This window comes from Rubrivivax sp. JA1055, assembly GCF_020966565.1.
Classification (GTDB): Bacteria; Pseudomonadota; Gammaproteobacteria; order Burkholderiales; family Burkholderiaceae_C; genus Rubrivivax; species Rubrivivax benzoatilyticus.
In genome coordinates this window covers 803,500-819,820 of sequence record NZ_JAJKFP010000006.1, presented here as the reverse complement: position 1 = coordinate 819,820, position 16,321 = coordinate 803,500, and the positions used below count along the sequence as shown (strand labels likewise).

Below are 16,321 nucleotides of genomic sequence, written 5' to 3'. Positions count from 1 at the left end.
CGGCTCGAGGCCGGCGTTCTGGTGGCTGAGGCGCCTCGGGGGGCGCCGCCCGGGCTCAGCGGCGGGCCTGGGCCGCCTCGGCGGCGGCGCGTGCGCTGTCTTCGCGCATGTGCTTCAGGAAATAACGCAAGTAGAACGCGCCCATTCCCAGCGTCACGACGATCACGGCCAGACTCATCAGGCCGACGTCGGTGGAAAAGAGGACGGTCATCGCATTCATGTCAGGGGCTCCTCGGCGGGCTTGATCTGTATTGATCGGTGACATTGGGCGCCCGACACAAGGCAAGAAACTTGTCATAACTCAAAGAACGAGCCCAGCTCTCGGACTCGTTCCAGATCCCGCCGCGGCACCCGGCTGGGCCACAATGGCACGATGGACCAGACCCTGCCGGACCCGCGGCGCCGCGAGGCGCTGACCGCTTCCGCCGCCGTCGCGGCACTGCTGCTGGCGCAGGGGCTGTGGCCCCGCCCGGCTGCTGCCGCGTCGCTGTCTCAGGCCTTCGAGGCCCGTTCGCTGGCCGAGCTGAACGCCGCGCTCGGCTGGCCGGCGCCGGTGCCGAGCCCGGCGGTCACGCTCGCCGGCCCGGACATCGCCGAGAACGGCGCCGCCGTCGAGCTGACGCTGGCCACGACGCTGCCCGGCGCACGCCGCCTGCTGCTGCTGGTCGAGAAGAACCCGGCGGTGCTGTCGGCGCTGTTCGAGCTCGGCGAGGCCGTGGTCCCGGAGTTCGTCATCCGCGTCAAGATGGCGCAGTCGTCCAACGTCTGGGCGGTGGCCACCACCGCCGACGGCCGCGTGTTCTACGCGCGCAAGGACATCCGCGTGACGCTCGGCGGCTGCGCCGCCTGAAGGGCAGGACATGGCCAGCGCCCCCATCCTTCTTCGCGCCCAGCTACAGGGCGAGCGCACCGTCGTGCGCGTGCTGATGGCCCACGAGATGGAGTCCGGCCAGCGCAAGGACGGCGACGGCCGGCCGATCCCGGCCTGGCACATCCAGGACGTCGCCGTGACGCTGGAAGGCCGCCCGGTACTGACGCTGCGCTTCGGCCCGTCGGTGTCGAAGAACCCCATCCTGCGTTTCGCGCTCCGGGGCGGCAAGGCCGGCGACCGGGTCGGCGTCTCCTGGGTCGACACACGTGGCGAGCGCCGCAGCGCCGAGGCCGTGATCGCCTGATACGGCGTGGGAGCTTGCTGCGGGTTTCCCCGTAGTTCGCTGGCATAATCGACTACTTCTAGCCCGGCTGGTGGTGAATCCGCAGCCGGGTAGGCCAAAAGCCCGAATGGCATCGGGAGAGCCCGCGCGTCCACCCTTTTCGCGCGGCGCCGAAGGAGCAACCACCCCGGAAACTCTCAGGCACCACGGACCGATGCCCTGGATGAACTCTGAAGAAGCGCCGGCTGCGTGACGTCCGCCGGTGCGCCGAAGGAGCAAACGGCGCCGGGCGGCCGCTGTGAATCTCTCAGGTGTCAGGACAGAGGGGGTGACGCTGCGCAAGGGGCGCGGCGCCGGCATGCCTACGACGTCCTGCTGAGAGACCCGAACATGACTGCCTTCCATCCGCGCCTTTCCCTGCTCGCCCTGGCCTGCGTGGCCGTTTCCGCGTCGGCCGCCGAGCCGATCGTCGTCAAGATCGGCCACGTCGCCGCGCTCAGCGGCCCGGCCGCCCACCTCGGCCGCGACAACGAGAACGGCGTGCGCATGGCGATCCAGGAGCTGAGCGCCAAGGGCGTGCAGATCGGCGGCCGCCCGGTGAAGTTCGAGCTGCTCGCCGAAGACGACGGCGGCGACCCGAAGCAGGGCACCGCGGCGGCGCAGAAGCTCGTCGACAGCAAGGTCAACGGCGTCGTCGGCCACCTGAACTCCGGTACCGCGATCCCGGCCGCACGCATCTACAGCGAAGCCGGCATCCCGCAGATCGCGCCGTCGGTGACCAACCCGCGCTACACCCGCCAGGGCTTCAAGACGACCTTCCGCATGGTCGCCGACGACGCCCAGCTCGGCGGCACGCTGGGCCGCTACGCGGTGCAGACGCTGAAGGCCAAGACCGTCGCCGTCATCGACGACCGCACCGCCTACGGCCAGGGCGTGGCCACCGAGTTCGAGAAGGCCGCCAAGGCCGCCGGCGCGAACATCGTCAAGCGCGAGTTCACCAACGACAAGGCGACCGACTTCACCGGCATCCTCACCGGCATCAAGGCCGCCAAGCCCGACGTCATCTTCTACGGCGGCATGGACGCCGTCGGTGGCCCGATGCTGCGCCAGATGAAGCAGCTCGGCATCACGTCGAAGTTCATGGGCGGCGACGGCGTCTGCACCGCCGAGCTGCCGAAGCTGGCTTCGGGCCAGGTGCCCGACGGCCAGGTGGTCTGCGCGATCGCCGGCGGTGTCGAAGGCGCGCAGAAGCCGGTGATGGACAAGTTCAAGGCCGACTTCAAGAAGAAGTTCGGCACCGAAGTGCAGATCTACTCGCCCTACACCTACGACGCGACCAAGGTGATGGTCGAGGCGATGGTCAAGGCCGGCTCGGCCGACCCGGCGAAGTACCTGCCGGTGCTGGCCAAGATCAGCGTCCCGGGCGTCACCGGCACGATCGCCTTCGACGAGAAGGGCGACATCAAGAACGGCGCGCTGACGCTCTACACCTTCAAGGGCGGCCAGCGCGAAGAGATCGCCGTCGTTCGCTGACGGCGGCGGCGGGCGGCACCCCCGCGGGGGCCGCCCGCAAGCTCACAGCGCCAGCGCGTCGGCCCAGATGTTCTCGGCCCAGGCCTGCGCGTACAGCGCCTCGGCGGTGTTCCAGTCCTTGGACACGCCGACCGAGGCCGGCACCGCCTTGAAGGTCTTCTCGGCGGCGTCGTAAGGGTGCACCGAGGCGACGTGCACCGCGTGCGTCGCCGACAGGTAGCTGTAGCAGGTGTTCATCACCAGCGGCGCCGGGTTCACCGGCTCGCCGCGCAGCCGCTGGATCACCGCCGCCGCCGCCACCTTGGCGTGCTGGTTGGCCATGTGTCCGCTCTTGGGCATCAGCGGCGCCGAGAAGGTGGCGTCGCCGAGCACGTGCACGCCCGGCAGCGCCTGCGACTCCAGCGTCAGCCAGTCGACACCCACCCAGCGCCCGTTGACCGTCACCAGCCCCGCGTCCTGCGCCAGCCGGCCGGCGCGCTGCGGCGGGATGACGTTGAGCACGTCGGCCTTCACGTCCTCGAAGTCGAAACGCGCGAGCCGCCCCGAGACCTCGCGCAGCTCGGCGTTCGGCCGGTACTCGACGATGCCGGCGTAGTGCTCCTTGAACGCGCGCTCGAACAGCGCCTTCTTCGACTGGATCTCGGCATTGGCGTCGAGCACCAGCAGCTTGGCGCGCGGCCGCGCCTGCTTCAGCCAGCCGGCGATGACGGCGGCGCGTTCGTAAGGCCCCGGCGGGCAGCGGTAAGGGGCGCGCGGGATCGTCATCGCGACGACACCGCCGTCGGGCAGGGCCTCGAGTTGGCGGCGCAGCGCGACGGTCTGCGGCCCGGCCTTCCAGGCGTGCGTCACGCTGCCGGCGTCGAGTGCCGGCTGCAGGCCGGGGATCGCGGCGGTGTCGAAGTCGATGCCGGGCGCGACGATCAGCCGGTCCCAGGGCAGGGTGCTGCCGTCGGCCAGGCGCAGCAGGCGGCGTTCGGGGTCGATCGCCACGGCCTCGCCGCGCACCCGCTTGACGCCGGCGGCGGCCAGGCCGTCGTAGCCGCGCGTGATGTCGTCCAGCGTGCGCCAGCCGCCAAGCACCAGGTTGGAGATCGGGCAGGAGACGAACGCCGCCTCGCGTTCGACCAGCGTGACGTCGACACCGCCCCACAGCCGCAGGTAGCGTGCCGCGGTGGCGCCGCCGAAACCGCCGCCGACGACGACGACACGTCCGGGTGTCGGCTGGACGACGCGGTTGCCGGCGCAGCCGGCCAGCGCCAGCGTGCCGCCGGCCAGCCCCGCGCCCAGCAGGCGGCGGCGCGAGAGGGCGAAACGATCGGGTTGCTGCATCGTGTCGCTCCTAGCGGGCGTCGGCCGGCCGGGCCGGCTGCGCCGCGAACCAGTGCGCCGCCAGCCGCAGCTGCTCGTCGCTGTAGCCGCGCAGGATCTGCGCCATGATCGTCGACGGCTGCGCGCCGCTGCGGTAGTCGGCGATCGACTGCAGGATGCGCTCGGCCGGCTGGCCCGCCAGCGACTTGATCGCCGTGCGCGAGTGGCCGTCGGTGCCGTGGCAGTTGGCGCAGGTGGCGGCGACCGAGCGCGCGGCCAGCGCCTCGTCGGCCCGCAGGTCGGCGGCGGCCGGCAGCGCCAGGCTCGCGGCGCCCAGCGCGACCAGCATCGGTCGCATCGGCGATCTCATGTCGTTGTCCTCCGATCGTGGTGGGGTGGTGGGTTCAGCCGCAGCGTTCGATGCGCCGGCGCTGCAGCGCCAGGCCTGCGAAGCCGCCGAGGACCATAGCCGAGACGGCGATGGCGCTATGCGCGGAAAGCGTCGATAGACCTGCGATTCCTTGCCCGACGGTGCAGCCCAGCGCGGTGACGCCGCCGGTGCCCATCAGGACCGCGCCGACGAGATGGCCGGCCGTGTCCTCGGTGCCGGCGAAACCCTGCCAGCGAAAGCTGCGTGTGGCCAGCGCGACCGCGGCCGAGCCGGCGACGATGCCGGCGGCGCTGCAGATGCCGATCGTCAGCGTCTTGCGGCTGTCGCTGAAGAACAGCAGCCAGTCCAGGCCCCAGGCCAGCGGCGCGACCAGGCTCAGCGACTCCATGCGCCGCGAGTTCGTCGCCAGGAAGGCCGGCTCCAGCGTCTCGGGGTGTTCGGGCACGAAACCCAGCCGGCCCGACAGCCACCAGGCGGCGACCACCAGCACCCCGATCGCGGCGCCGCCGGCGACCTCGCGGCCGCGGCCTTCGGGCCGTGCCAGCACCCAGGCCAGCAGCGCCGCGGCCACCGCCGCGCCGAGCCAGGGGGCGAGCGTCTGCAGCGGCAGGCCGGTGGCGGCGGCCAGCGCACCGGCCGCGTCCTGGCCGGCCGGCAGCTCGAAGCCGACGCGGTCGACGCTGGCCACGCGCAGCACCGCGCTGACGCCCTTCATCGCCGCGAAGCCGCTGGCGCCGACGACGAGCACGACGACCAGCGACTTCAGGCTGCCGCCGCCCAGGCGCACCAGGTTGCGTGCCGCGCAGCCCGACGCCAGCACCATGCCCAGGCCGAACATCGCGCCACCGACGATCGCCGACAGCCAGCCCACGCGTGTGCCGCCGTACAGGCTGTCGGCCGCACGCACCCAGCCCAGGCCCACCATCAGGTGAAAGCCCAGCACCGCGACGGCGACGGCGGCGACCCAGGCCCGCAGCCGGGTGCGGTCGCCGAAGGCGAAGACGTCGGCCAGCGCACCCATCGTGCAGAAGTGGGTGCGCTGCGAGATGGCGCCGAAGGCCGCGCCGATGACGAAGGCGCCGGCCAGCAGCAGGCGCAGGTGGGCCTCGAGTTCTTCCGCGGTGGGCATGTCGGCATTGTCGCGGCGGCTGCCGGCCGTCCCGGCGCACGGCTTGTGCGCGATGCGCATGTGCTTCTGCGCCAGGCAAGGAAGACGGTCGAGGCGTTCGCTTGATTGTCATCAAGGAATCGCGCAACGTGCCCCGGCGCTGCCGTGGCCTTGCCTATCATGCGCCCCGTTGGTGCTCGTCCCCGGCGTCTGCCGGGACAGTTCAACGGGAATCAGGAAGGGGCGACACGGTGTCGCCGGTTCGCCCCCAACCTGAGCTGCCCCCGCAACGGTAAGCGGTCGGAGCCCTCGCAGGCTTCCGCTCGTGTCGAATCCACTGGGTCAAGCGCCTGGGAAGGGCACACGGGTCGCGCCGCCAGCCCGGATACCGGCCAACGTGGGGGTGCGTGCGCCTGCGGCGCGGGCACCGTACAGCGGCGGCTGCGGGGAGGTGGTCGGCCGCGCCGACTCTGACTTTTTTCATGTCGACTTCCGTCCCGGGCTTGAACGCCCCGCTGCGCGCCTGCGCTCTCGCCACCCGTCTCGCCGTCGCCGCCGCCGTCGCGCCGGCGGCCTTCGCCCAGGCCGGCGAAGACCCGATCGTCATCACCGCCAGCCGTCTCGAAGAGCGTCTGTCGCAGACGCTGGCCGACGTCTCGCTCGTCGACCGCGCGGCGATCGAGCGCAGCGGCGCGAGCAGCGTCGCCGACCTGCTCGCCCGCCTGCCCGGCATCGAGATCAGCCGCAACGGCGGCCCCGGCGGCAGCACCAGCGTCTACATCCGCGGCGGCGAGACGCGCCACACCGCGGTCTACGTCGACGGCGTGCGCGTCGACTCGCAGAGCACCGGCGGCGCCGCCTGGGAGCAGATCGCGCTGGACCGCATCGAACGCGTCGAGGTGCTGCGTGGTCCGGCGGCCGCGGTCTACGGCTCGGACGCCGTCGGCGGCGTGGTGCAGGTCTTCACCCGCCGCGGCCAGGGCGCGCTGCGCGCCAGCGGCGGCCTGGGCTGGGGCAGCCGCGGCAGCCGGCTCGCCGACGCCGGGCTCTCGGGCTCGGACGGGCGCCTGGACTACGCGCTGTCGGCCGGCTGGAGCGACAGCAACGGCTTCGATGCGCGCGACGGCCAGAATCCCGACACCGACGGCTGGCGCCGCGGTTCGCTGCAGGCCCGCGTGGGCTGGCAGCTCGCGCCGGAGCACCGTGTCGAGGCCTCGATGACCGACAGCCACCTGAACGCCCGCTACGACGGCAGCTCGACGCGCGACGACCGCTCGCATCACGAACTGCGCACCACCGCGCTGTCCTGGCGCGGCCAGTGGAACGAGCAGGCGCTGAGCAGCGCCCGGCTGTCCGAGTCGCGCAGCCTCTACGAGACCGAGCCCAGCATCTACCAGACGCGCACGCGCTTGCGCGACCTGACGCTGCAGCACGAGCAGCAGTTGCGGCCCGGCCAGCGGGTCTCGCTGACGCTGGAGCGGCGCGAGGACCGCCTGGACAACCTGGCCTCGGCCACGGCCGTGCGGCTGCAGGACGAACGTTCGCAGGACGGCGTCGCGCTGGGCTGGCGCGGCGAGTTCGGCGTGCATTCGCTGCAGGCCCACGCCCGCCACGACGACGACAGCGAGTTCGGCGGCAAGGGCACCGGCAGCCTGGCCTGGGGCTGGCGCTTCGCGCCGGCCTGGCGCCTGACGGCGTCGGCCGCGACCTCGTTCCGCGCGCCGACGCTGTACCAGCGCTTCAGCGACTACGGCGTCCCGAACCTGGTGCCCGAGAGCGGCCGCAACCTCGAGATCGGCCTGCGCCGCAGCGCCGGCGAGCACGAGATCGGCCTCGTCGCCTGGCGCAACAAGGTCGAGGACCTGATCGTCTTCGGCGCCGCCGGTGCCTGCGTGTCGGCCAGAGGCTGCTACGAGAACGTCGGCCAGGCGAGCTACGAGGGGCTGACGCTGTCCGGCCGCACGCGCGTCGGCGCCGTCGCGCTGCGCGCCTCGGCGGACTTCCACGACCCGAGGAACGAGGCCACCGACAAGCTGATCGCCCGCCGTGCGCGCCGCCTGGCGACGCTGGGCGCGGACACCGTGCTCGCCGGCTGGCGCCTCGGCGCCGAGGTCCAGGCCGCCGGCGAACGCTGGGACGACGCCGCCAACACCCGGCGCCTGGGCGGCTACGGCCTCGTCAACCTGAGCGCCGAGACCACGCTCGGCAAGGGCCTGACGCTGCAGGCGCGCCTCGACAACGCGGGCGACAAGGACTACGCGCTCGCGCGCAGCTACAACGTCGCCGGCCGCAGCGCGCTCGTCGTGCTGCGCTGGGCGGTCTGAGCGCGGGGACCGGGACGATGGCCGCCGTCGTGCTCGTCGCCGCCCCGGCCTCCGGCCAGGGCAAGACCACCGTCGCCTGCGCGCTGGCGCGGCTGCACGCGCGCCGCGGCGCGCGCGTGCGGGCCTTCAAGTGCGGCCCCGACTTCCTCGATCCCCAATGGCTGGCGCTGGCCAGCGGCGCCAGCGTCGACACGCTGGACCTGTGGATCAACGGCGAAGCCGACTGCGCGGCGCGTCTGGCACAGGCGGCGGCCGAGGCCGAGCTCGTCGTCGTCGAGGGCGTGATGGGCCTGTACGACGGCGAGCCCAGCGCGGCCGACCTGGCGCAGCGTTTCGGCCTGCCGGTGCTGGCGGTCATCGACGCGGCGAAGATGGCCGCCACCTTCGGCGCCCTCGTGCACGGGCTGCGCAGCTGGCGCGAGCTGCGCTGGGCCGGTGTGCTGGCCAACCGCGTCGGCGGCGCGCGCCACGCGACGATGCTGCAGGCGGCGCTGCCGCCCGAGGCCGGCTGGGCCGGCGCGCTGCCGGCCGACGGCCGCTTCGCGCTGCCGGAGCGCCATCTCGGCCTGAGCGCCGCCGGCGAGCTGCCCGATGCGCTGGCCCGGCTCGACGCCGCCGCCGACGCGCTGGCCTCGACACCGCTGGGCGCGCGGGCCCTGGCCGACTGGCCGCAGTGGGTGCCGCCGCCGGTCGCCGCGCCGGCCGCGCCGCACCGCCGGCTCGACGGCCGGCGCATCGCCGTCGCGCACGACGCGGCGTTCGCGTTCGTCTATCCGGCGAATCTGCAGACCCTGCACGCGCTCGGCGCCGAGACGGTGTTCTTCTCGCCGCTGGCCGGCGACGCGCTGCCCGACTGCGACGCCGTCTGGCTGCCCGGCGGCTACCCGGAGCTGCACGCCGAGGCGCTGGCCGCCCGCCGCGACCTGGCGGCGCAACTCGCGGCGCACCTGGCGGCCGACCGCCCGGTCTGGGCCGAGTGCGGCGGCATGATGGCGCTGGCCGAGACCCTCGTCGACGGCCAGGGCCGCGAGCACCGCCTCTGGGGCCTGCTGCCCGGTCGCGCGGTGCTCGGCCAGCGTGTCGCCGCGCTGGGCCCGCACCGCCTCGTCTTCGGCCGTGGCGAGCTGCGCGGCCACAGCTTCCACTGGTCGCGCTTCGAGACCGGGCTGGTGGCCGCCCTGCACACCGAACCGGCGCGTGCCGGCGCCGGCCTGCCGCTGCCGCCGGGCGAGCCGGTGTACGAACTCGGCGCGCTGAAGGCGAGCTGGTTCCACCCGTGGTTCGCCTCGTCGCCCGAACTGACGGCGCGGCTGTTCTCGCCGGGAGCGCTCGCATGATCCGGCGCCTGCTGATCCTGCTGGCGGCGCTGGCGCTGGCGGCCGGGGCGGCCGCGGCGCCGGTCGTCGTGCGCGACGCACGCGGCACCGAGCTGCGGCTGCAGGCGCCGCCGCAGCGCATCGTCTCGCTGCTGCCGTCGCTGACCGAGACGGTCTGGGTGCTCGGGGCCGGCGACCGGCTGGTCGGCGTCGACCGTTTCTCCAACTGGCCGCCGGCGCTGGCGGCGCTGCCGCGTGTCGGCGGCATGGAGGACGCGATCATCGAGGCGGTGGTCGCGCTGCGGCCCGACCTGGTGCTGGCGTCCGATCGTTCACGCGCCAGCGACCGGCTCGAGGCGCTGGGCCTGCGCGTGCTGCGTGTGCACGCCGAGCGCCATGACGACATGGTCGAGGCGATGCGCACGCTGGGCCAGGCGCTCGGCCGGCGTGCCGAGGCCGAGCGCCTGCTCGTGCGGCTGGACCGGGAACTGGCCGCCGCGGCGGCGCGTGTGCCGGCGGCGCTGCGCGGCCGGCGCGTGTACTTCGAGATCCACGGCGGCAGCTGGGGCGCCGGCGCCGGGTCCTTCGTCGGCGACACGCTGGCCCGGCTGGGCCTGGTGAACGTCGTGCCGGCCGAGCTCGGGCCCTTTCCGCGGCTCAACCCGGAGTTCGTCGTGCGCGCCGACCCCGACCTGCTGCTGATGCAGCAGCGCGACGTCGCCGGGCTGGCCGCGCGGCCGGGCTGGGCGGCGATGTCGGCGGTGCGCGGCGGCCGCGTCTGCGGTTTCGCCCCGGAGCGCTTCGAGCTGCTGATCCGCCCCGGCCCGCGCCTGGGCGAAGGCGCCGCGGCGATCGTCGACTGTCTGCAGCGCCTGGCCTCCGAGCCCGCGGCCACGACACGATGAACACGGCCCTCGTCCTCGCCGCCGCGCTGCTGCTGGCCTGGTGGATCGACCGGCGCTTCGGCGAGCCGCGCGACGCCTGGCACCCGGTGGCTTGGCTGGGCCACGCGATCATGCCGCTGCACCGCCGGCTGCCGACGCTGGCGCCGCGCGCCGCGCTGCTGGCCGGCACGCTGGCCTGGTGGGCGGTGGTCGGCGGCGTCGCGGCGCTGGCCTGGGCGCTGCAGGCGGCGCTGTTCATGCTGCCGGCCTGGGCCGCGGTGCCGCTGCTGGCGCTGGCGCTCAAGCCCTCGTTCGCCTGGCGCATGCTGCGCGACGAGGTTGCCGGCGTCGATGCCGCGTTCGCCAACGGCGGCCTGCCGGCGGCACGGCAGCGGCTGCGCAGCCTGTGCAGCCGCGACGTCGAGCAGCTCGACGCGCGCGAGGTCCGCGAGACGGCGATCGAGACCCTGGCCGAGAACCTCAACGACTCGTTCGTCGCGCCGCTGTTCTGGTTCTGCGTCGCCGGTCTGCCGGGCGCCTGGGCCTGGCGCGCGGTCAACACGCTGGACGCGATGTGGGGCTACCGCGGCCGCTGGGAATGGGCCGGCAAGTGGTCGGCGCGTGCCGACGATCTGCTCGGCTGGCTGCCGGCGCGGCTGACCGCGGCCCTGCTGTGGCGGCCGTCGCTGGGCTGGGCGCCGCTGGCGCGCGAAGCCGCGCGCACGCCGTCGCCCAACGGCGGCTGGCCGATGGGCGCGATGGCGCTGCGCCTGGGGGTACGCCTGGGCAAACCGGGCGTCTACACGCTCAACGATCAGGGAGCCGAGGCCGACACGACGGCGCTGGCGCGGGCGCTGGCGTTCGCCGGCCAGGCCGCCGGCGCCGCGCTGGCCGTGGCGCTGCTGTGGCTGCTGCTGGAGTTTGCATGGACCGCCTGAGGACCTTGCCGGAGCCCGACCGGGTGCACGGCGGCCCCGACCGCCACGGGCCCGCGCCCTGGGACTTCTCGACCTGCGCCAACGCCGTCGGCCCTTGTCCGGCCGCCGTCTCGGCCTTGCAGCGTGTCGACCCGACACGCTACCCCGACCCCGGTTACCACGCGCTGCGCGAGCGCCTGGCCGACTGGCACCGTGTCGAGCCCGCGCGCATAGTGCTGGCGGCCAGCGCGAGCGAGTTCATCCAGCGCGTCACCGTCGTCGGTGCGCGCCTGGCGCCGGGTGCCGTGGCGCTGCCGGCGCATGCCTACGGCGACTACGCGGCCGCGGCGCGCGCCGCGGGGCGTGGCGTCACCACCGGCTCCGACGCCACGCTGCGCTGGATCGGCGAGCCCTCGAGCCCGCTGGGCCAGGACGCGCCGCCGCCGCGCGACCTGGCGCGTGTGCCGACCGTGCTCGATTCGGTCTACGCCCCGCTGCGCCTGGGCGGCGCCAGCCGCTGGAGCGCTGCCGACCGCCATGCGGCCTTCGTGCTGCACAGCCCGAACAAGGCGCTGGGCCTGTGCGGGCTGCGCGGCGCCTACGTCGTCGCGCCGGCTCCCGAAGCCGTCGACTGGGACGTCGGCGCCTGGGTCGCGGCGCTGGCCGCGGCCGAGCCCTCGTGGCCGCTGGGCGCGCACGCCGTCGCGATGCTCGAGACCTGGGTCGAACCGGCGACGCAGCGCTGGCTGGCCGGCGCCCGGCTGACGCTGGGCGAGTGGATGGCCGGCTTGCGCCTGGCGCTGGAGCAGCTCGGCTTCGAGGCCGAGCCTGGTGTCGCCAACTTCCTCTGCGCACGTCCGCCGGCCGGCGTGCCCGACGCGGCGGCCTTGCGTGCGCACGGCGTCGCGGTGCGCGACACCGCCTCGTTCGGCCTGCCGGGCCGGTGGCGGCTGTCTGCGCAGCCGCCGGCGGCCGTCGAGGCGCTGCGCGTGGCGCTGCGCCGCGGCTGATGCCCGCGGCGGGGTCACCGCCTCGACGTCAGGGATACGGTTGCAGTTGAGAACGGTTCTCAATACGATGAGATCGCCGTTTGCTCCTGCCGCACCATGCACGCCGATCCTCTTGCCGACCCCGACGTCGCCGACGCCCTGCTGGCCTCCACCTCCGTGCTGATGGCGACCTGGGTCGCGCTCGGCCGCTGCGCGAGCACCGCGCACGGCGGCGAGCGTGGCCTGGTGGCCTCTCGTGTCGTCGAGAACCTCGCCTTCGTCGACTCGCGGGCCGAGGCGCTGGCGCCGCCGGTGCGACAGTCGGTGCGCCGTGCGCTGGCGCAGTGGCGCGAGATCGCGGCGCGTCCGCCGGTGCCGCCGCCGGGCGAACCCAGCGGCCTTGCCGCGCGCATGCACTGACGGAGCTGGTGATGAACGACCCGATCCGCCTGTCGATCCAGCGTCTGGAATGGCGCCGCCGCCAGCGCTGGCTGGACCTCACGGCCGCCGTGCTGCTGTGCGTGGCGGTGAGCCTGGTCTAATGGGCCGTGCCGCTGATGGCCTGAGCCTAGACGCCGAGGTAACGCCCGGGCCGGTGGTTCAGCGTCAGGAAGGCGCCGATCGCCACCGCGCCGACGGCCGACTGCAGCACCCTTTCGGGCGAAACGGTCGCCAGTGCCGCGAGCACGACGCAGACGTCGACCGACATCTGCACCTTGCCCGCGCTGAAGCCGCGTTTCTGCTGCAGGAACTGCGCGAGGATGTTGACGCCGCCGACGCTGGCACGGTGGCGCAGCAGCGCCAGCAGGCCGAAGCCGATCAGCAGGCCGCCGACGATCGAGGCCACCCACGGGTCCAGCAGCTCGAAGCGCACGAAACGCGGCGCCGCCGCCGTGAACGCCGAGACCAGCGCGACGGCGACGAAACTCTTCAGCGTGAACTCGCCGCCGAGCTGGCGCCAGGCCAGCCAGTAGAACGGCAGGTTCAGGACGAAGAAGGCGAGCGACAGGTCGACGCCGAAGGCGTAGCGCAGCAGGTAGGCGACGCCGGCGACACCGCCGGTCAGCAGCCCGACGTGGGCGAACATCGTCATGCCCAGCGCGACGAACAGCGAGCCGGCGATCAGCGCGTGCGCGTCGTCGAGCCGGCTGTGGGCGACGGGGGGATGGGGAGCGGAGGAACTGGCGGCCATGTGCGTGGGTGGGGCACGTGTTCACCGCCTTGGGGCTTGTGGCCCCGGCGGCGCGAAAGGACGGGATTGTCCCGATTTCCGGCGAGCAGGATTTGCGCCAGCGGTGGCGTCGCCGATCAACCGTCCTGCGGCAGTGTGTGCACGACCGCGCCCGGCCGCCCCATCAGCTCGAGAAAACGGCGCAGCGCCTCGGGGTCGCCCGAGCTGTAGTAGCAGGTCGAGGCCCCGGCGGCGCCGGCCGGCGCCAGCGCCGGGCCGAGCCGGTGCACGAGCTGGCGCGCGACGGCTTCCGACGGCTCGATGACCTGCACCGCAGGCCCGGCCAGGCGCCGGATCTCGTCCTGCAAGAAGGCGTAGTGGGTGCAGCCGAGCACCACCATGTCGGCGCCGGCGTCCAGCGCCGGGCGCAGATAACGCTCCAGCAGCGTACGCGTCGCCGGGTCGGCGAAACGCCCCTGCTCGATCAGCTCGACGAGGCCGGGGCAGGGCTGCAGCAGGATCTCGACCTCGCGGCCCCAGATGCGGCACAGGCGCTCCACCGCCGGGCTGTGCACCGTCGCGGTGGTCGCCAGCACCAGCACGATGCCGCTGCGTGTCGCGGCGACGGCGGGTTTGATCGCCGGCTCCATCGCGACGATCGGCAGCGCGTGGCGCGCACGCAGCGTCTCGGCGGCGACGACGCTGATCGTGTTGCAGGCCAGCACCAGCGCCTTGGCGCGCTGGGCGACGAAGAAGTCGGCGACCGCGCCGGCGCGGCCGAGCAGATAAGGCCGCGGCCGGTCGCCATAAGGCGCGTGGCCGCTGTCGGCGACGTAGACGAAACGTTCGGCCGGCAGGCGGGCGCGCAGCGCACGCAGCACCGACAGGCCGCCGACACCGGAGTCGTAGACGCCGATCGGCGAGTCGTGGGCGGGCAGGGGAGGAGTGGGAACGGCAGGCAAGACGGGCGCGATCTTAGGCCAGCGCGGCGCCGGGTCGCCGAGCGTGCCGCTCGGGAAATCCGGGGAAACCCGGGTCGGGCGGCGTGGAAGCCCGGCTCGCCACGAATCAGGGTGAACCCTAGGCTCGAACCCACGAGAACCAGAAGTCCCCGGACCATGACCACCACCCCCTCCCGACTCCCGCGGCGCCTGGCGCTGGCCGCGGCAGCGATCGTGCTCGTCGGCGGCGCCGCCGCGGCCTGGATCGCCCGTGCGCCGGCCGTCGTCGAAGGCGCCGCCGTGCCGCAGCACGACGCCGCGCTGATCGAACGCGGCCGCTACGTCGCCCAGCTCGGCGACTGCGTCGCCTGCCACACCGCGCCCGGTGGCGCCGCGCTCGCCGGCGGGCGTGCGCTCGAGTCGCCGTTCGGCACGATCTGGTCGACCAACATCACGCCCGACGCCGCCACCGGCCTGGGCGGCTGGAGCTTCGGCGCCTTCGAGCGTGCGATGCGCCACGGCGTCGCCGCCGACGGCCACCGCCTGTATCCGGCGATGCCTTACCCGTCCTACGCCAAGCTGAGCGACGAGGACATGCGCGCGCTGTGGGCCTATCTGCGCGACGAGGTGACGCCGGTGGCGGCGGCCAACCGCGAAGCGACGATGCGTTTCCCGTTCAACCTGCGCGCCGGCCTGGCGCTGTGGAACGCGGTCTTCGCCGACACCACGCCCTTCGTGCCCGATGCGACGAAGGACGCGCTGTGGAACCGCGGCGCCTACCTCGTGCAGGGCCCCGGCCACTGCGGCGCCTGCCACACGCCGCGCGGCCTGGCCTTCCAGGAGAAGGCGATGCAGGGCGGCGGCTCGGGCGGCCGGCAGTTCCTCGCCGGCTCGGTCGTCGAGGACTGGCACGCCGTCGACCTGCGCGGCCTGGGCCCGGTGGCCGACACCGTCGAGCTGCTGAAGACCGGGCAGAACCGCTTCGGTGCCGTCTCCGGCAGCATGACCGAGGTCATCCTGCACTCGACGCAGCACTTCCGCGACGACGACCTGCTGGCCATCGCCACCTACCTCGCGGCGCTGCCCGGCGAGCGCCCGGCGCCGGCCGAACGCCGCGCCTCGCGCGGCACGCCCGAGGCCAGCTACACGACCCGCGGCGGGCTGGGCTACACGCAGTTCTGCACCGACTGCCACCGCGCCGACGGCCGCGGCGTCAAGAGCGTGTTCCCGGCGCTGGACGGCAACCCGACGGTCGCCGCACGCGACCCGTCGACACTGCTGCACCTGACGCTGACCGGCTGGAAGACCGCCGGCACCGAGCGCCACCCGCGCATCTACACGATGCCCGGCTTCTCCCGCCTGGGCGACGACGAGATCGCCGAGATCCTGAGCTTCGTGCGCGCCGCCTGGGGCGACGGCGCCGGTCCCGTCAGCGCCAACCAGGTCATGCAGGCACGGGCGCGCCTGGACCCGACGGTCGAGGCCTCGAAGTTCGAGACGCCGCGCCTGGCCGCACTGCTGGCCGAGCCCAATGCCGAACAGCTGGTGCGCGGCATGCGGCTCAACGCCCAGACGCGCGAACTGCTGCCCGAGCACGTCGGCGCCGACATGAACTGCTCCTCGTGCCACCTGAACGCCGGCACGGTGGCCGGCGGCTCGCCTTACGTCGGTGTCAGCGCCTTCTTCCCGTCGTACGCGCCGCGCGCCGGCAAGGTCATCACGATGGAAGACCGCATCAACGGCTGCTTCCGCCGCTCGATGAACGGCAAGCCGCTGCCGGCCGACTCGCCCGACCTGAAGGCCATGGTCGCCTACTTCGACTGGATGCGCGGCGCGACGCAGAAGGGCGACCAGGTGTCCGGCCGCGGCATCGGCAAGATCGACCCGAAGCTGGTGCCCGACCCGGTCAACGGCGAGAAGGTCTACGCCGCGCAGTGCGCGGTCTGCCACGGCGCCAACGGCGAGGGCCTGAAGGACGAAGCCGGGCGCATGGTCTACCCGCCGCTGTGGGGCGAACGTTCGTTCAACCTCGGCGCCGGCATGGCCCGCACCTACACGGCCGCCGCTTTCGTCAAGCGTAATATGCCGGTCGGCTTCCACGAGAAGTTCCCGCTGGGCCAGGGCGGGCTGTCGGACCAGGAGGCGCTGGACGTGGCCGAGTACTTCTCGCACCAGCCGCGGCCCGACTTCCCCGACAAGGTGAAGGACTGGCCCAAGGATCCCAAGCCCAAGGACGCACGCTACTGACCCCCGGGGCCGGCTCGACGAGCCGGCCTTTTCGTTTC

Annotated in this window: 16 protein-coding genes and 2 riboswitches; of the genes, 10 read left to right on the top strand and 6 right to left on the bottom strand. The window is 73.7% G+C overall.

The genetic code is table 11. From position 1 onward, the window contains the following. Window positions 1-55: 55 nt before the first annotated feature. A complete protein-coding gene (locus LOC65_RS13195; RefSeq protein ID WP_009855964.1) occupies window positions 56-220 on the bottom strand; it encodes a DUF3149 domain-containing protein in 165 nt (54 codons plus the stop codon). A 153-nt stretch (window positions 221-373) separates the two neighbouring features. Here LOC65_RS13195 and soxY point away from each other — a divergent pair, with 153 nt between their 5' ends. The 3 genes from soxY to LOC65_RS13180 all read left to right on the top strand — a co-directional run bounded on the left by soxY (window position 374) and on the right by LOC65_RS13180 (window position 2,687). After that, complete coding sequence (gene soxY / locus LOC65_RS13190) at window positions 374-850, top strand: thiosulfate oxidation carrier protein SoxY (protein ID WP_230247809.1); 477 nt, start codon at window positions 374-376, stop codon at window positions 848-850. Window positions 851-860: 10 nt separating this feature from the next. After that, window positions 861-1,175 (top strand): thiosulfate oxidation carrier complex protein SoxZ, encoded by a 315-nt coding sequence (soxZ, locus tag LOC65_RS13185; protein ID WP_230247808.1) that lies wholly within the window; start codon window positions 861-863, stop codon window positions 1,173-1,175. A gap of 103 nt (window positions 1,176-1,278) precedes the next feature. Then, window positions 1,279-1,378: riboswitch (glycine riboswitch) on the top strand. A gap of 166 nt (window positions 1,379-1,544) precedes the next feature. Continuing rightward, window positions 1,545-2,687: a branched-chain amino acid ABC transporter substrate-binding protein gene (locus LOC65_RS13180; RefSeq protein WP_009855961.1), complete on the top strand. Its 1,143-nt coding sequence runs from the start codon at window positions 1,545-1,547 to the stop codon at window positions 2,685-2,687. A 42-nt stretch (window positions 2,688-2,729) separates the two neighbouring features. Here LOC65_RS13180 and LOC65_RS13175 read toward each other — a convergent pair whose 3' ends face one another. The 3 genes from LOC65_RS13175 to LOC65_RS13165 are packed head-to-tail and all read right to left on the bottom strand — an operon-like array spanning window position 2,730 to window position 5,515. Next, window positions 2,730-4,016 carry an NAD(P)/FAD-dependent oxidoreductase gene (locus tag LOC65_RS13175; RefSeq protein ID WP_230247807.1) on the bottom strand — a complete coding sequence of 429 codons (1,287 nt, stop codon included), beginning with the start codon at window positions 4,014-4,016 and terminating at the stop codon, window positions 2,730-2,732. Window positions 4,017-4,026: 10 nt separating this feature from the next. After that, window positions 4,027-4,353 carry a cytochrome c gene (locus LOC65_RS13170; protein WP_029718311.1) on the bottom strand — a complete coding sequence of 109 codons (327 nt, stop codon included), beginning with the start codon at window positions 4,351-4,353 and terminating at the stop codon, window positions 4,027-4,029. 46 nt (window positions 4,354-4,399) lie between these two features. Beyond that, complete coding sequence (locus LOC65_RS13165) at window positions 4,400-5,515, bottom strand: YeeE/YedE family protein (RefSeq protein ID WP_037289780.1); 1,116 nt, start codon at window positions 5,513-5,515, stop codon at window positions 4,400-4,402. 153 nt (window positions 5,516-5,668) lie between these two features. Beyond that, window positions 5,669-5,906, top strand: a riboswitch (cobalamin riboswitch). A 70-nt stretch (window positions 5,907-5,976) separates the two neighbouring features. Here LOC65_RS13165 and LOC65_RS13160 point away from each other — a divergent pair. The 6 genes from LOC65_RS13160 (at window position 5,977) to LOC65_RS13135 (ending at window position 12,344) form a co-directional block, all read left to right on the top strand. Further along, complete coding sequence (locus LOC65_RS13160; protein WP_230247806.1) at window positions 5,977-7,818, top strand: TonB-dependent receptor domain-containing protein; 1,842 nt, start codon at window positions 5,977-5,979, stop codon at window positions 7,816-7,818. A gap of 17 nt (window positions 7,819-7,835) precedes the next feature. Further along, on the top strand, window positions 7,836-9,155 hold the full coding sequence (locus tag LOC65_RS13155) for a cobyrinate a,c-diamide synthase (protein WP_230247805.1): 1,320 nt from the start codon (window positions 7,836-7,838) through the stop codon (window positions 9,153-9,155). Continuing rightward, a complete protein-coding gene (locus LOC65_RS13150; protein WP_009859107.1) occupies window positions 9,152-10,039 on the top strand; it encodes an ABC transporter substrate-binding protein in 888 nt (295 codons plus the stop codon). Before LOC65_RS13155 ends, LOC65_RS13150 begins: the two co-directional genes overlap by 4 nt. Beyond that, window positions 10,036-10,956: an adenosylcobinamide-phosphate synthase CbiB gene (gene cbiB / locus LOC65_RS13145; RefSeq protein ID WP_009859106.1), complete on the top strand. Its 921-nt coding sequence runs from the start codon at window positions 10,036-10,038 to the stop codon at window positions 10,954-10,956. The genes LOC65_RS13150 and cbiB overlap by 4 nt, the downstream gene beginning before the upstream one ends. Then, window positions 10,944-11,945 carry an aminotransferase class I/II-fold pyridoxal phosphate-dependent enzyme gene (locus LOC65_RS13140; RefSeq protein WP_230247804.1) on the top strand — a complete coding sequence of 334 codons (1,002 nt, stop codon included), beginning with the start codon at window positions 10,944-10,946 and terminating at the stop codon, window positions 11,943-11,945. The genes cbiB and LOC65_RS13140 overlap by 13 nt, the downstream gene beginning before the upstream one ends. A gap of 96 nt (window positions 11,946-12,041) precedes the next feature. Next, entirely contained in the window at window positions 12,042-12,344 is a 303-nt protein-coding gene (locus tag LOC65_RS13135) for a hypothetical protein (protein ID WP_009859104.1), read from the top strand. A gap of 148 nt (window positions 12,345-12,492) precedes the next feature. Here LOC65_RS13135 and LOC65_RS13130 read toward each other — a convergent pair whose 3' ends face one another. Continuing rightward, complete coding sequence (locus LOC65_RS13130; RefSeq protein WP_009859102.1) at window positions 12,493-13,116, bottom strand: YitT family protein; 624 nt, start codon at window positions 13,114-13,116, stop codon at window positions 12,493-12,495. A gap of 116 nt (window positions 13,117-13,232) precedes the next feature. Beyond that, window positions 13,233-14,057: a glutamate racemase gene (gene murI, locus LOC65_RS13125; RefSeq protein WP_230247803.1), complete on the bottom strand. Its 825-nt coding sequence runs from the start codon at window positions 14,055-14,057 to the stop codon at window positions 13,233-13,235. A 156-nt stretch (window positions 14,058-14,213) separates the two neighbouring features. Here murI and LOC65_RS13120 point away from each other — a divergent pair, with 156 nt between their 5' ends. Next, window positions 14,214-16,283, top strand: coding sequence for a c-type cytochrome (locus tag LOC65_RS13120; protein WP_230247802.1), 2,070 nt, complete (start codon window positions 14,214-14,216; stop codon window positions 16,281-16,283). Window positions 16,284-16,321: the final 38 nt, after the last annotated feature.